The sequence below is a fragment of the Oligoflexus sp. genome (genome assembly GCF_035638955.1).
Lineage (GTDB): Bacteria > Bdellovibrionota_B > Oligoflexia > Oligoflexales > Oligoflexaceae > Oligoflexus.
The window spans coordinates 1-14884 of sequence record NZ_DASQYZ010000003.1; the positions used below are offsets into that span (position 1 = coordinate 1).

A 14884-nucleotide genomic window follows, 5' to 3' on the forward strand; every position below is an offset into this window, starting at 1 on the left:
CGGTGGATTGATTAGTATGCAAAGACCCTCTGGTACAATCCTTTTTCAATCCATGGCCAGAACCCTGGGACCACGCAGTCTTGGGGTCCTTCTGACAGGAATGGGTGACGATGGAGCCGAGGGAATGAAGGAAATCTTCAACGCCGGTGGATACACTATCGCTGAAGATGAATCCACTTGCGTCGTTTATGGAATGCCAGCGGCTGCTGTTCGACTGGGCGGGGTCTGTGAATCTCTTCCCATCGATGGCATCGCCGAGCGCTTGACTCAGATAGTCGCGCCACAACAAGGAGGCATCAATGTCGTCTGAGCAAAAAATCCTGGTTGTGGAAGATTCTGAGACACAGGCGTTGGCACTTGCGTACGCCCTTGAAAACGAAGGGATTCAAGTTACCATCGCTGCTGATAGCGATAAGGCCTTTCAGGCTTTGATGGATAGTAGATTTGATGCTGTAATTATCGACTACCACCTTCCTGGCATGCGTGGAGATGAGCTCTGTCGCCGGATTCGCCAAAACATCAGCACCCGCAGTTTGCCTATTGTCATGCTTACTGCAGTCAATACATCTGAAGTAAGTAGTATCGATAGTGGAGCCGATATCTATTTATCTAAACCCATAGATACCGAAATCTTAGTCATGCGGCTCAATGCGCTCTACCTTAAGGGTGAACGCCTTCCAAAAGAAGGTCGGCTCGAGGGCATTGCTTTGCGTCAGGCCAAAATTCTTGCTGTTGACGACAGTCCTACTTACCTTGCTTATCTGGTCAATCTCCTTACCGATGAAGGCTACCAGGTTTTTCAGGCGGGAAGTGGTCAGGAGGCGCTGGACCTTCTCAAGAATGAAATCTTCGATGGCATTGTCCTCGATCTTGTCATGCCGGGAATGGACGGTATCGAAGTCTGCAAATGGATTACTCACTATCAAAGCCACGCCGCTGATCCTATTGTAATGCTTCTCCTGACTGCAAACGAGAACAAAGATGAAATGACTCGGGGACTCGCTGCCGGTGCCGACGACTTCGTTGGGAAATCGAGCGATCTGGCAGTTCTCAAGGCGCGCATACGTGCTCTCATCCGTCGCAAGTTTCTCCAGGATGAAAATAAGCGAATCACTGAAGAGCTTAAAAATAAGGAGTTAGAGACACTTCGGGCGCGTGCCAAGCAGGAGGTTGCAGAAGCAAGAGCCTCGTTGGTTGAAAAACTCGAACTAACTGCAAAAGAACTCCGGATTTCGAACGACGAGCTAGTTAAGGCACGTGAAGTTGCCTTTAAAGCCTCCGATGCAAAGTCGCAGTTTCTGGCCAATATGAGCCATGAAATCCGCACTCCAATCAATGGCGTCATAGGCATGACAACACTCCTGGAGGACACTCGCCTTGATACTCAGCAAGCTGACTATGTTGAAAATATCAAGAGATCCGCCGAAGCTTTGTTGACAGTCATTAATGATATCCTTGATTTCTCGAAGGTTGAGGCGGGCAAGTTGGAACTTGAGATTGTTGAGTTTGATTTGGACCAACTGATTATGGACGTTGGAAAAACTTTGGATTTTTCCATCACGAAAAAAGGACTCAGGCTGATTATTTCAAAACCGGATAGCCTTACAACACTATTCGGCGGCGATCCAGGGCGCCTTAGACAAATACTCCTCAATTTGCTGAGCAACGCGATAAAATTCACTATGACCGGGGGAATTCAACTCCGCATCGGCATCGAAGAGGAGAATGACCTCACTACAGTGTTTAAGTTTGAGGTGGAAGACTCCGGAATCGGCATTCCTCAAAGTGCAATTGGTCGCATGTTCATGCCATTTTCACAAGCGGATGCCACTACCACTCGAAAGTTCGGTGGCACTGGCTTAGGCCTTTCTATATGCAAGCGACTCGTGGAGCTTATGCATGGCCAAATCAATGTTTCCAGTATTGAAGGCAAAGGCTCTGTATTCTGGTTTACAATACCTTTACAAAAAAGCATTTCGAAACGAAATACCAAAAGTGAAGTACTTGCCCCCTTGACTCGTGGTTTAACAGGACGCATTCTCGTCGCAGAAGACAACTTTATCAATCAAAAAGTAGCTTTAGGCATGCTCGAAAGGATGGGCCACAAGGCAGTTGCCGTAGCAAATGGCGTCGAAGCTTTGAATTCGTTGCGCGAGATGCATTTCGATTTGATTTTAATGGATTGTCAGATGCCAGAAATGGATGGCTATGAGACAACTTCTATTATCCGACGAGGCCATACAATAAACAGTCCATCCATTCCGATCATCGCAATGACAGCAAATGCAATCTTAGGTGATAAAGAACGTTGCCTTGCCTCCGGAATGGATGACTATATCTCGAAACCAGTCCGCATTGATAAGCTTGCATTAGCGATCGGAAAATGGCTTAAGCCCCCTGTGTTGTCCGACATTTCAGCAAAGGTGAGAATTGATTCGGCGAATGAGATGACGGCATTAGACGACGCGAAATTTCATTTACTTGAAAAAGTTGGCGTCGGGGCATCACGTGGTTTGGTGTCCGAGCTTGTTTCGAATTTCATTGCGACAACGCCACAGGCTCTCAATTCCATGCATGACGCGATAAAAGCTGGTAAACTGCAAGACCTCGTATCTATAGCCCAAGCTTTAAAAAGCAGTAGCGCTAGACTAGGCGCAATTAAATTTTCTAAAATCTGCGCTGGATTGGAAAATACTCATTCTCTGGAAAACACTGCGGTAGCACATGACTTGCTGGAAGAACTCAAGCTGCATTTTATTGCTGTGAAAAATCGACTTGAGCAGAAAGCACAAAAGAGGGAAGATGTGGCATCCTGAACTTGGTGGTTGAAACCTGGTCACCACCATCTCCGGCATATGATCGAATCGCATCCTCTCCCTTCCCCCAGTCAATGACCAGGGTTTTCAGCTCTGGTCGCGACGGGTCATCCTTGTGATCGGAACGGTTTATCTGGTGAAGGGGATCCACGGATACGTGCATGGGCTGCTGGGATAATGAAGAAACCGTGGGCTATGTGCCGGCCTGGATCAGGTGGCAATCTTGTAGGCTATAGGCTGAAGATCATGAGCTGCGGCGTATTCTTTGATGACGGCTTTGAGCTCTTTTTCCTGCAATGGTTTTGCCAGAAATTTATCCATGCCTGACAGGATGCATCGCTCGCGTTCTTCCTGCATAACGCTTGCGGACAAGGCAATGATAAAAGGCCGATGCCTGGATGGCAATTCTCGTATCTGCAAGGTGGCTTCGAAACCATCCATCTCCGGCATATGACAATCCATGAAAATGATATCGTAGGTTTTTCTGCTCGCGGCTTGCAGAGCCTGAGCTCCCGTGAATGCGAAATCCGCTTGATATCCGATTCGCTTCAGAATGCCATCGGCGACGACCCGATTGATCTGATTGTCATCGGCAACAAGGATATGGATCGGAAAAACCACGGGTGCGACTGCGGGCAGGGAATCCGCTGTCAATTCATGAATATCAGCGGCGACCCTCTCGGTTGGAAAGTTGAAGAAGAAGGTCGAACCACACCCCACTTCACTTTCCACCCAGATGCGCCCGCCCATGAGTTCAACGAATCTTTTGCAGAGCGCGAGGCCCAGCCCGGTGCCACCATACTTCCTGGTGGTGGAGAGGTCAGCCTGGGAAAAGGCTTTAAAGAGTTCATCCTGCGAGTCGCGGTCGATGCCAATTCCTCGATCCTTGACCGAAAGCTGGACCCATAGCCGATCCCCCTCATGAGACTGCGTTACCACTTCTACATCGACGGAACTGTCGGCAGAGAATTTGATCGCATTCGCCAGGAGATTGATCAGCACCTGCTTGACGCGGACAGGATCGCAGTAGATAAAAGCCGGCAGATCATCACTTATGCGTTCGACAATCGTAATGCGATTGTCATGAGCCTTGGATCGAACGAGGGACGTGGTTTCCCGGACCAGCTGGGATAGCTGCACGGGAATCCTCTCGATCGACATCCGACCCGCTTCGAGTTTCGAAAAGTCCAGGATATCGTCGATGATGCCAAGCAGGAGTTTGCCCGAGGTCTCGATCACCTCGATTTTTTCCACGAGCGTTGGGTCGGATGTCGAGCCACGGAGTAAACTGGTCATCCCCAGGATGCCGTTCATCGGTGTTCGGATTTCATGGGACATGTTCGCCAAAAAACTGGTTTTTATGGCCAGGGATCGCTCGGCGCGCAATTTCTCGTGTTCGAGTGAGTCGTTGAGGGCTATCAGTCCCTTTTCCATGATGCGGCGGCTATGATCGAAGGCAAGGGCCATGGCCAAGGACGCAAGAATCGTTGCACAGTACACGATGATTTTGCTTTTATTCAAGTCGTCGATGGAAAATCCCGCATAGTGGACGATCTGATAGGAGTCGACCAGGAAGATTCCAACATAGAGAACCAAGGTCAAAAATGTATAAACCATCCCAGCCCCCATCCCCAGCAGGAAGGTGCTGAAGCCTGGCAATAGGAGCAGTGCCGCGAGGATCTCCGCCGCGAAACCCCTGCCGACGAGCGCAGCCGCAGTGGATGCCAAAGCAAAAATCAGTAGAAAGCCATGGGCTACAAAAGGAGTAAAATGGATTCTGCTTTTGGTGAAAAAACCCAGGATGATGAAACCGATGCCACAGGTGAGCGTGATGAAGATTGTTGGGGAATTGAAGGGTGGAAAGGCATATAGGATAATGCACCCACAAAGCATCAAAATCCCCAAGGCCATGGATAGCTGCTGGAGGATTCGCTGTCTGAATTTCGATTTTTCTTCATGGAACTTGTTCAAGGCTTACAACCCCTTGATCCAGAATAACATGCTTGGAACGATTGTATACCAATTGAATTAAGTTAACCTTCGCATAATTGAATGGCCTGGGTCTTCCTGCTCTGAGGGTTGGCAGGATGACGAAGCCGAGGCCGTTGTGATCGCCGATGATCCCAATGCCTGTTCCGTCAGGTCTGGATCCATGGGTATCCGCGGCAGCCTGGAAGGTCGACTGGTCGAGCCCTTTGACTTCCGGGAACCTCGGTGTGACCGACAAGGTTCGCGAATTGTGATCAAATCTTTTTGTAGGTTTCCACGCGATTGCGTCCGCTCTTTTTAGCCTCATAGAGACCAAGATCAGCGTAATCAATCAGCTGTTGGGCGGATTCACATTGGTGTTCGAGGGTGGATGCGACACCGGTCGAGAAGGTCACTTTGAAGGTATTGCCCGGCTCACCCCATTCGAGCTGGCGAGCCTTATCCAGCAAGCGGTTGAAGCATTCTACGGCGGGCTCCAATTTGGTTTCTGGCAAAAGAACGAGGAATTCCTCGCCACCGTAACGGGCTGCAATATCGACTTTTCTCAGATTGGACAGCAGCAATGTCGCCAGCTGTTTTATCACTCGGTCGCCTATCGGATGCCCATAAGTGTCATTAATCTTCTTAAAGAAATCGATGTCGATCAGACCGCAGCACAAGGCACGACCGTAACGTCGACAGGTCTCAAACTCAAGCGGCATATGATCATCAAGGAAACGGCGATTGTAAAGTCGCGTGAGAGGATCACGGATGCTCAGCTCGTTCAGTTGCTCCTGCAGGTCACGAACACGCAGCGAAGACTTGATACGAGCGAGCAATTCGACTTTACGCGCAGGCTTGGTGATAAAATCGGAGGCACCTTTGCCCAGCGCGATCTCCAATTTTTCGACTTCGTTGTGCCCTGTCAGAACAATGATGGGTAGGAAACGATTCTGGGGGTCACTTAAAAATTGGCCAATGAGCTCCGGTGCCGAACTATCAGGCAGTTCCCAATCGAGGAGGACGACGTCGGGTCGGGAATCATGAGCTATCTTTAGTCCCTCGCAACCGCTGCCGGCTTTTAGGACTTCAAAACCTTCCTGGCGAAGAATCGATTCAATCACCAGGGATTGAACCGCGTTGTCTTCCACGACCAGTATGGTTTTCGGGGCCGGCGTCGATATCTGCAAGGTAGTTTCCTCAGTATCCATGACAACTCGTCGGAACAAACCCGCCTAAGGAATAGTTTAGTTTCTTATTTTTTCGTAACGAAACCGAGGGACATTACGGTTTAGTAAGGATAGGTCATTCGAAAAAGGGGTAGTGAGTGAAAGCATACGGGGAAAAACTCGAACGAAAGCGCTTTCCTAGGGGCCTTGAAGCGTTAATGCAGTTAATCCGTGTCTCCGTTCTTATGAATGTCTGCAGCGGCGGGCTTATGCTTTGATGCGATCCAGTCTGGCAACGAGGGAATGACTTGCATCAACTTTGCCACAGTCTCATTATAGATTCGCTCCATGTCGTCCAGAGCAACCTCCGTGGATCTGATATCACTGAAACCCAACTGTTCTACGGTTCGGCAGCATTCGGTAAGGCGCAAGGCGCCAATGTTTGCGCTTGATCCCTTGAGGGAGTGTGTGTGGGACTTCAGCGACTCCAGGTCGCGTATTAGAAAAGAGTGCCTAATATCTTTGAGACGGCTGGCTGAAATGTCCAAATAAAGAGAGAAAAGCTCGAACGGAAAGTCTGGATCATTATCCTTCTCACCTATCATCAGCAGATCTTGAATAACTTCATCGTCTAAAAGTTCTTCGTCCGATGAGTTTAGCTGTTTGATATCATGAGACGGATTGAAGTTCATAGGCAGCACGCGCGCTAGCTCGGTCTGCAGCTCAGCAATTCTCAATGGTTTGGTCAAAAAGCCATCCATTCCAGCTGCAATACAGGCATCGCGGTCAGCTTCTTGAGCATTTGCTGTAAGTGCAATGATGGGGACTCTCGTTTTTCCTCCTTCCAAAGCCCGTATCATCATCGTTGCCTGAATGCCGTCAAGCACGGGCATTCGATAATCCATAAGTATTGCAGAAAATTCGCGGTCATTGAATGCTTCGACAGCCTGTTGACCGTTTTTCACACATTCGGTCTTAGCTCCCAAATGATGCAGGAAGCGTACAGCGACCTGCTGATTCACAGCATTATCCTCGGCAATAAGAATTCTACCGCTAAAACAAGCCTGATACAGCGGCATCTCTCTCAAGTTTTCTCGAGGTGGGAAATTGGGAACATCATGGGCAAAAGCCTTCACCTCGTCTCGAATCCGTTGGACCAAAGAAACCACATCGCCCAAGTAAACGGGGACATTGAGAGTCCATAACCGCGAATGCCTCATTTCGTCCAAGGTTGGGTCATTTATAAAACAAAGCTGGATGACGGAATGACCTTTCCTGAGACATTCATCTCGAGATGCCAGGAGTTCTTTTTGACCGGAAGAAGACTCCGAAGAAAGATCAATTATAACGGTATTCACAGCTGGATTGGCCTCAACATCGATACCAGGGGACCGCAGCTCTCTGCATAAAATTGAGTTTCGGTGAGGCGATAAGCTTATGAGCTGGACTGTACATACAGGGGAAAGTTCTGGCTCTGGAGTATGGGGGGCCGAGGAATCGAAGGGAATGTCGAACCGAAAATCAGAGCCTTTTCCTAATTCGCTTCGAACACTGATTTCGCCCTTCATCAGGTTGACCAGACGCTTGGAGATGGACAGTCCTAGGCCTGTCCCGCCCTTTGTTGTATCGGCATGGAGTTGATTGAAGGGCTGAAACAGTTCGGACAGCCGCTCATTAGGTATACCGACTCCAGTGTCGGAGACCTGGAATCCAACAATGCAGTAGTTTTCAGTTGCACTGGCGCTGACAGAGACGCGAAGGGTGACATCGCCTAAATCAGTGAACTTCACCGCATTGCCAACCTGAAGGGCGTTTACCGTCGGGAGCCCTCTAGCTTGTCCTCTCTGCTTAATGCTGATGTAGAGCATTCGGTGCCAAGCCTCTTGTAAATCGTCGCGATTGGCACGTAAGTTAATCGGATGAATTTCCCATATCCAGGTGCTCATCCTCTTCATTAAGAGCTTGGGACGACAGCGGGATATCTGCGAAACTATGTGCGTAGTGTATTTGCAGACGTTGAGGGCCGAGACACAGACGACTAGCATTGCTCCGGTGGGGGATCCATCCGAACTCGCGCGGCGGGAACTTTCTGCCCAAGGCAACAAGTGTCCGCGATACTGAAATCGGTAAACTCAGAGGCTGCTCGGAGCATTGAACGACAAGTCTTTCCGAAAAGGAAACGAGCAGAGACTATTTTGGAGTAGTTTTAGATAGAAGGAGTTTGATTTCCATAACTTGTGCGATCATCTGGGACTTCTGGGTATCACCAAGAAAGTCGTTCGATGGTCAAGCTTTTCTCCAGCTCTGAAAATTAACGGATGCAACCTACAGCAGCATGATGTCATCAGTAACCGCATGGTCGAGTTCAAGTAGTTCCCATCTGGTTTTAGGCATGGATAGCAGGTCAGAATGCTCCTATATGGATCAGCTGGAAGGCCCCTAAATTTCAAACATGCTCCTCTATGGGGAAGCAAATCTTAGTGTTTCAGAGGCACGGGTGGAAGTTGACTCGGGTCCACGCCGTGCTCGACTGCATCACCGTCAAGCGTGGCCAGAACAGATACAATCTCGACCAGTTGTTGGTAATTGACCGGCTTTGCTATATGTACTTGAAATCCTTCATCAAGGGCCTTCTTCTTATCAATTGGGTCCGAATGTGAGGTCAGTGCGATTGCAGGTATCTTTTCTTCTTTGCTTTTATCAGCCTCTATATTCTTTCTGAGTTTCCGTACAAAATCGTATCCTGTTTCTGCAGGCATGGAGATGTCGCTGATGATGACATTAGGGTCGAAGGAAGCGAGCATAACCAGGGCGCTCTGAACGGAATTAGCCTCTTTAACCTCCGCGCCATATCGCTTTAAAACCCTAAGTAAAAGATAGCGCATGTCGTCCTGGTCATCGACTATTAGGAGCCTTAGTCCTTTAAGGGCGTCGGCAGGTGGAGCGCGATTCTGCATTCTCGGGTCTGGATTCATTGTTTCCCGACCTGCAGTCATTTCGTTAGAGTTAGTGTGCATTTTTTCCTGTCCCTCTCATGAGCCACTGCTTACAGTGAGTCCATCTGTCAAACCCAGGTCTGCTGCAAATTTTATTCCTTCGCTTAGAACTCTGTAAATCCATCAATAGAAGTAATTCGGATTGCCGCCTACCAGCACATCGGCTCAATTGGCCAGGATAATGGACGTGGAAAGAATGAACCGGACTGAAAGCTCAACCGCAGCCTTGCGTCGCTTGAATCCTCAAGAGGAAGCCAAAGCACCAATCTTAATACTTGATGACCATTATCCTAACCTCATCGCTATTGAAGCCATTCTGAATGACCCTTCCTATGAATTGGTACTAGCAAGCTCCGGGTTTGAAGCACTTTGCCATATCGAAAACCGCGAGTTTGTAGTAATTCTAAGTGATATACGAATGCCTATTATGGATGGGTTCGAGTTCGCGCGCAGAGCTAGGAAACATCCTAACGCGCAGAAAACACCGATCATTCTCCTTACTGCTGAGCCTGATGAGATCGACGAAGCCGACTCTTTTGGAATTGTTGAGTGCCTTTGCAAGCCCCTTGAAGCCACTATCGTCAGAAATAAAGTTGCTGCTCTTGCACGTCTAAATCAGCAAACAGCTCAGACTTGAGAAATCGCCAGTCGTCTGGACCTGGAGAAAATTGTTGCGCAAACTTAATTATCGATTGCTTATAAAGCTTGGTAGTAAAGGACAAATAATGCGCAATACGTTACTTTTTCCCATCCTCGTGTGCATTCCCTGCTCTGCTCTGCTCTGCTCTGCTCTTGCCTCTCCGCCTCCTCGATCAAACGTCCGGCGTACTCCAGCCATAAGAGCGGCCAGGGTGGGGTGCGTGCGGAAAGGTGTCCAAGTCGAGGAGATGCCGGAATATCTGAGCAATATTGCAGGGAGGCTTTTTACTTCTGGGACAATGCCCGGGCTTGTAGGTCCTCCTCCTTCAATGTCGAACTGCTGGGAGCAGAAGTAAATTTCTCCTTCTTTCGCGCATGTGATAGCAAGACCTTCTCGTTTTTCCGAGACCTCGCTAACGAACTTTTTGACTGATGGTTGGGAGAGGAAGTCGAAGACGGACTGGGCAGCATTGCCTTCAAAGGATAAATGGTAGATGTCGCCCTTGAGCTCGCCCCGGTAGCAGGATATATCGCTATTGATTGATGCGGCTTCGGGCGTTGATGTTGGTTATCAGAGGCATGGAATTATGCCCCAGAATCAGCCTGCATGTCGCTAGTTGGTAAACACCTTCTTGAGGCCATGCGTCAGCCCAGGAATATGGGCCATGACTCGCAGGGCATAGGAAAGGCCACGGCTACCGCCCCTCTCACTCAGAAACGTTTTTAGAAGTTCGGCTTCATTGAAAAAGCTTTCTGTCGTCTGATTTTTTTCCAGAAGTTCGGCATCGATTTTAAAAACCCGCCGCCATTTATCCATGAAATCCGCAATGCGCCTGTCAGCAGCAAGATCAACCATTGGAATGTCCTTATGATGTTTGTGTCGACCACGAATGGGCAGAAAAAAAGACGCCTTGAAGCATCTTATCTTTAATTGCGGAAACTCAACTTTGAAAGTTGGGCTTCCAAATATAGGCAGGAATCAATAACCCTGACCATTCCGGCCAGAGCCATAACCGCTACTGCTGCGCGGTACGGAAGGTCTTGCTTCATTGACTGTCATGGGGCGACCATCGTAATTTCTGCCGTTCAGCTTATCCATAGCCATAGCCACGTCTTGGGAATCAACCATTTCGACAAAGCCGAAGCCCTTGCTACGGCCTGATTCATGGTCCATTATGACCTTGGCAGATCCGACTTCTCCGTATTGATTGAACGCATCCAGCAGCGTTTGATCTGTGACAGAATAAGCGAGATTGCCAACATATAATTTGTTGCCCATAGGGGGCCTCCAGAGTGCATCGGCGGCTAAAGAGAAACAAGCAGAATTACTTACAGGCTCGATAGAAGCGCAGGAATGCGATGAGAGAACATTAACACGCCTACACACGAATAGATAGGCGATATCTGGACGACTTAAGGACCAAGCCGGATGGCTGTGACGTGGTGCTTATAGAACGCAGCTCGACCATGGAATTCATTGTGCCGACTTCGAGAGCGATGCGACGTGTATTTGCAGACATTGAAGATAGAGAGACAGAAAGTTGGGGCTTCAGTTGTGCGGGTTGCAAGACATTTTTTACAACCGAGAAGCCTGCGCATTCTTACCAAAAATTTAATTGCATCGAATGTAACGAAAAATTTTTAGTAACCTTTCATAACTTGAATAAACCTTGTAGGGAGTAAAAGAGACGCCTTCGATAATATTTTTTTGGGGACTGCGCATTCTCTAGAGATCGCGATCGGACTTCCCTATGAAGTCCTGGTTCAGCACTTCCAGTCATCCTACTCCGCTTCGCGGGCAGCACTCCTTGAAGCCTGGAAGTTCTTCAAACTTCGCCGCGCGTGGCTCGTTCGTACATTCTGCCAGCCGATCTACGAATGGATCATTGAAGAGGCAGTTGCCCTTGGAATGCTAGAGGCACCAGGATTCGACGACCTTTTCAAACGGCAGATCTACCTTTCAACCGAATGGATCGGCCCTTCGATGCAGAGCATAGACCCCCTCAAAGTTGTCAAGGCTGACGAAGTTCGGCTCTCGTCGGGTGTCGCGTCCCGTCGCTCAATTGTCGAAGAGCAGGGCCGCGACTACGAAAAGCTAAGACGTGAAATCGAGGCCGAGGCCGGGATCAGCAAAGTCCTGTTGAAGAAGGACGAATCAGCTAAGTGATCAACGGAATCGACCTGTTCAGTGGATGCTATTTACTCAGCAATTGCAGCAAATTTGGATCTAGATGTTGGACGCCACAGATGGAAAGAGTTTGAGTAGCTGAACCTGGCAAAAGCCCTCAAAATACTGATTCACACCCATGCGCAGACTTGAAATATTGAAAAAATAAGCTCCTGCAGCGAGATTGGAAGCACCAATAGAAAGAACTTCCAGCGCAGGAGCCCGACCTTGCAGAACCAACTAAACCTATACCCAAGGCTCTCGGCTCCAAACTTGCTGTGTCAAAAGATATCTATTGGGGAAACCTAGCAGGACCTCAGTCATAAAGCTAGGGCGGTTCCAAAGCTTTCAGCTTGATTGTACTGAGAAAGCTGAGATTAAAAAAATCTGTCAGGGTCGGTTCAGAGGAATACTGTTAAATTTATTTATAGGAAGACGATAAAATGCTAAAGAAATTTGTCGGTCTTTTTTTTCTTACTACCTGCTGCTTGTTGAACACCAGTCCCTGCACTGCTGAAACCAAAACCATTACTATGTCTGTTTATATCACTCCTGATGAGTCGCCTCGTTGCAAATTTCTCCAGCTCATCTACAAAGAGGCATTTCGCCGTCTAGGTTACAACTTTGAGCTCCATATCGCACCTCAGCTGAGAGGAAGTATGAGGCCAACAGAGGCATTTTGGACGGCGAACCCATTCGAAAATCAACCCATAACACTCGATATCCAAATCTTATACGTGTTGAAGAATCGGTGATGACTGTAAGATTTATCGCCTTCACCGCGCGACGGGATATCAAGGTGGATGGATGGGAAAGTTTGAAAGGAAAGCAGTACCGTATCGATTACCAAAACGGCAGCGAATACATGCGAGAAAGAGCCTCGCATTATACGAGTCCAAGCAAGCTCCAACCGCTCTACAATATGAACCAAGGCATGCAGCAGATGGTCAGCAATCGTGCCGACATCTTCATATGGGATGAAATCGACATGAGAGCGCGCCTCAATGCTTCAAAATTCCGCGACATGATATTTAACGCTGGAGTCGTGGGAGGCTCGAAGATAAATCTCCATAGTTTTTTCTTGCTCTTTCCATGCCAGAATTCGTTGTTGTTAGGCTAATTTGCTATGGATATACTGCATTGAAATCGTGCTTAGTCTTGGCTAACGCCTCGTAAACGAATATCGACAGGCTGACGGAAGAAAGGCAGGCTCACCATGCGACTCGCTGAATTCATTCAAACGAACCACACGAGTATCATTGAAGCGTGGGTAAATTTCGCCAGGAGCATGGTACCTTGGGCTGAAGGAATGAGTGAGACTGATCTTCAGGATCATGCCAGGGATCTTCTTATTGCGGTGGTTAACGACATTCGAAAGACCCAGACTGCCTTGGAGCAGTCCGAGAAATCCAAAGGGCAGGCTGAGGACGGAAAACTCGCACAGATTGGGCAAAAGCATGCCTCGGATCGTTTGGAGTCCGGGCTTAGCCTTAAGCAGCTTGTTTCGGAGTACCGTGCTTTGCGTGCTAGCGTTCTGCGACAATGGGACGAAACACAAGGAAATGAAACGGGAGATGTGACCCGATTCAACGAGTCAATCGACGAAGCACTCGCTACATCAATAAATCGTTATTCAGAAACGGTTGATAACACCAGAGAACAATTCCTAGCCATCCTTGGTCACGATCTGCGCAACCCCATAGGCGCGATAACCATGGGAGCGACGCTCCTGGCGGAACCACAAAGCAACGACGTTATAGAGATAGCGAATCTAATGCTTGGCGCTGCCGAACGTATGAATCGAATGGTCAATGACCTCTTGGACCTGACGCGCACTCGTCTGGGGGCCGGGATACCCGTAACGCAAAAGCCAATGGATTTAACGCCTGTCTGCAGGCAAATAGTTTCTGAGCTTCAACCAAGTCATCCGGATTTTCAACTTCGATTCGAATCTATCGGTGATCTTCACGGAGAATGGGATAGCGATCGACTTGCTCAAGTGGTCTCAAACCTTGTTGCGAATGCATTACAGTATGGATCGTCAGCAAAGCCTGTGAAACTTGTTGCCCGAGAGAAGGGACAAGAGGTCATACTGCAAGTCCACAACGAAGGTTTGCCTATTCCTGAAAACGCGTTAAAAACGATTTTTACACCTATGGCACGTCACGGATCGGGGGCCCAAAGTGTTGACAGAAATAGTCGCGGGCTTGGACTTGGGCTTTTCATTGCAAGCGAAATCGTAATATCACACGGTGGAACTATCAACGCGACCTCGACCGAGAAGGAAGGTACTACATTTACAGTGACGCTTCCTCGTCACCCTGCATCTAAACCTGCGCAACCGAATGCTTCATATTAACGTCCAATACGAAAACCTGCAGAAATCATAAGCAGAAATGTTTGATTTCCGCATCCTCTGTTGTCGACGCTGGGTTGACTTGAGAAAAATTTGTGACCGATATCGAGTGCCTGATGAACTTTGTATTAGATTGGAATCACTCCTTCCTGACCGCGCCCGAACAACCCGAAAAGGCCGACAACCAAGACAGCAAAATTTGAAGCCTGTGGCTGAGGCCATAAATTAGAAGATGCGAACAGGGTGTCAGTGGTTTTCGAAAACAGCAGCACGGTTCACGATTACTTTCAGGAGCGGGTTGAACTGGGTATATTCGAGCGGATACGAGGCCGGGCCTTGACTGAGTATGAACTATCGTCTTCTACTCTAGCCCTGGTCAGCCGCCACGCTTTAAGTATGCTACAGGAGTCTCTACCCTGGCGTAGGGAAAATAAAGTGTGACGCGCCGAGTGGAGACTACGGGGTCGCTGGTCAGCTTTTAGGCAACGTATCGCGAGTATCAATTGAAACCTGTGTAAGCGTAAGAAAAGCGACTTAGTCAACGTGGCACACAGTAGGTGGGATGAAGCAGCAATTTGTGCGGCTGGTCGCAATTGGTCGCAACTGCCTTTAGAAACTCTATATTTGTCTATAAATATTGAAATTTCTCTGATGATTGCTATAACAGGACACTTTTTCCAGACGGAGGATCAAATTTGGCAACGATAACGAAGAAGGGGGCTGCGACCATGCCGGCCGGCGAATTCAATGATGAGGGGGGCAGTTTTCTCGGG

13 protein-coding genes are annotated in these 14884 nt (G+C 48.6%); 7 read left to right on the top strand and 6 right to left on the bottom strand.

What is annotated here, in order from left to right:
* Both VE954_RS00070 and VE954_RS00075 read left to right on the top strand, forming a co-directional pair.
* Positions 1-310: CheB methylesterase domain-containing protein (locus VE954_RS00070; RefSeq protein ID WP_324948352.1), on the top strand; the 310-nt coding region annotated here is incomplete at its 5' end.
* Entirely contained in the window at positions 300-2816 is a 2517-nt protein-coding gene (locus VE954_RS00075; RefSeq protein WP_324948354.1) for a response regulator, read from the top strand. The genes VE954_RS00070 and VE954_RS00075, both read left to right, overlap by 11 nt.
* Before the next feature lie 210 nt (positions 2817-3026).
* On the opposite strand, the gene VE954_RS00080 is transcribed toward VE954_RS00075, so the two are convergent.
* Positions 3027-4433, bottom strand: coding sequence for an ATP-binding protein (locus VE954_RS00080; RefSeq protein WP_324948356.1), 1407 nt, complete (start codon positions 4431-4433; stop codon positions 3027-3029).
* Between the two features lie 25 nt (positions 4434-4458).
* Between VE954_RS00080 and VE954_RS00085 the strand changes: the two genes are divergently transcribed.
* Positions 4459-4848, top strand: a complete 390-nt coding sequence (locus VE954_RS00085) for a hypothetical protein (RefSeq protein WP_324948358.1) — start codon at positions 4459-4461, stop codon at positions 4846-4848.
* A 211-nt stretch (positions 4849-5059) separates the two neighbouring features.
* Here VE954_RS00085 and VE954_RS00090 read toward each other — a convergent pair whose 3' ends face one another.
* The 3 genes from VE954_RS00090 to VE954_RS00100 form a co-directional block, all read right to left on the bottom strand.
* Positions 5060-5974: a diguanylate cyclase gene (locus VE954_RS00090; protein WP_324948360.1), complete on the bottom strand. Its 915-nt coding sequence runs from the start codon at positions 5972-5974 to the stop codon at positions 5060-5062.
* 203 nt (positions 5975-6177) lie between these two features.
* On the bottom strand, positions 6178-7899 hold the full coding sequence (locus tag VE954_RS00095) for an ATP-binding protein (RefSeq protein ID WP_324948362.1): 1722 nt from the start codon (positions 7897-7899) through the stop codon (positions 6178-6180).
* Between the two features lie 531 nt (positions 7900-8430).
* A complete protein-coding gene (locus VE954_RS00100; protein WP_324948364.1) occupies positions 8431-8970 on the bottom strand; it encodes a response regulator in 540 nt (179 codons plus the stop codon).
* A 175-nt stretch (positions 8971-9145) separates the two neighbouring features.
* Here VE954_RS00100 and VE954_RS00105 point away from each other — a divergent pair, with 175 nt between their 5' ends.
* The gene (locus VE954_RS00105) at positions 9146-9586 is read left to right on the top strand and encodes a response regulator (RefSeq protein ID WP_324948376.1); all 441 of its coding nucleotides are present in this window, start codon (positions 9146-9148) and stop codon (positions 9584-9586) included.
* Positions 9587-10201: 615 nt separating this feature from the next.
* Here the strand turns inward: VE954_RS00105 and VE954_RS00110 are convergent.
* Together VE954_RS00110 and VE954_RS00115 are read right to left on the bottom strand one after the other, a co-directional pair.
* The gene (locus VE954_RS00110; RefSeq protein ID WP_324948366.1) at positions 10202-10444 is read right to left on the bottom strand and encodes a hypothetical protein; all 243 of its coding nucleotides are present in this window, start codon (positions 10442-10444) and stop codon (positions 10202-10204) included.
* A 123-nt stretch (positions 10445-10567) separates the two neighbouring features.
* Positions 10568-10867, bottom strand: coding sequence for an RNA-binding protein (locus tag VE954_RS00115; RefSeq protein WP_324948368.1), 300 nt, complete (start codon positions 10865-10867; stop codon positions 10568-10570).
* A 429-nt stretch (positions 10868-11296) separates the two neighbouring features.
* Between VE954_RS00115 and VE954_RS00120 the strand changes: the two genes are divergently transcribed.
* The 3 genes from VE954_RS00120 (at position 11297) to VE954_RS00130 (ending at position 14114) form a co-directional block, all read left to right on the top strand.
* Positions 11297-11755, top strand: a complete 459-nt coding sequence (locus VE954_RS00120) for a hypothetical protein (protein ID WP_324948370.1) — start codon at positions 11297-11299, stop codon at positions 11753-11755.
* Between the two features lie 679 nt (positions 11756-12434).
* Entirely contained in the window at positions 12435-12875 is a 441-nt protein-coding gene (locus VE954_RS00125) for a hypothetical protein (protein ID WP_324948372.1), read from the top strand.
* 96 nt (positions 12876-12971) lie between these two features.
* A complete protein-coding gene (locus VE954_RS00130) occupies positions 12972-14114 on the top strand; it encodes a sensor histidine kinase (RefSeq protein WP_324948374.1) in 1143 nt (380 codons plus the stop codon).
* Positions 14115-14884 lie beyond the last annotated feature (770 nt).

What these genes read in the sequence shown, in the direction of transcription:
- VE954_RS00130 (WP_324948374.1), top strand. Translation starts at nt 12,972, where the DNA reads ATGCGACTCGCTGAATTCATTCAAACGAACCACACGAGTATCATTGAA.
- VE954_RS00075 (WP_324948354.1), top strand. Translation starts at nt 300, where the DNA reads ATGTCGTCTGAGCAAAAAATCCTGGTTGTGGAAGATTCTGAGACACAG.
- VE954_RS00115 (WP_324948368.1), bottom strand. Translation starts at nt 10,867, where the DNA reads ATGGGCAACAAATTATATGTTGGCAATCTCGCTTATTCTGTCACAGAT.
- VE954_RS00110 (WP_324948366.1), bottom strand. Translation starts at nt 10,444, where the DNA reads ATGGTTGATCTTGCTGCTGACAGGCGCATTGCGGATTTCATGGATAAA.
- VE954_RS00105 (WP_324948376.1), top strand. Translation starts at nt 9,146, where the DNA reads ATGAACCGGACTGAAAGCTCAACCGCAGCCTTGCGTCGCTTGAATCCT.
- VE954_RS00095 (WP_324948362.1), bottom strand. Translation starts at nt 7,899, where the DNA reads ATGAGCACCTGGATATGGGAAATTCATCCGATTAACTTACGTGCCAAT.
- VE954_RS00080 (WP_324948356.1), bottom strand. Translation starts at nt 4,433, where the DNA reads ATGGTTTATACATTTTTGACCTTGGTTCTCTATGTTGGAATCTTCCTG.
- VE954_RS00100 (WP_324948364.1), bottom strand. Translation starts at nt 8,970, where the DNA reads ATGCACACTAACTCTAACGAAATGACTGCAGGTCGGGAAACAATGAAT.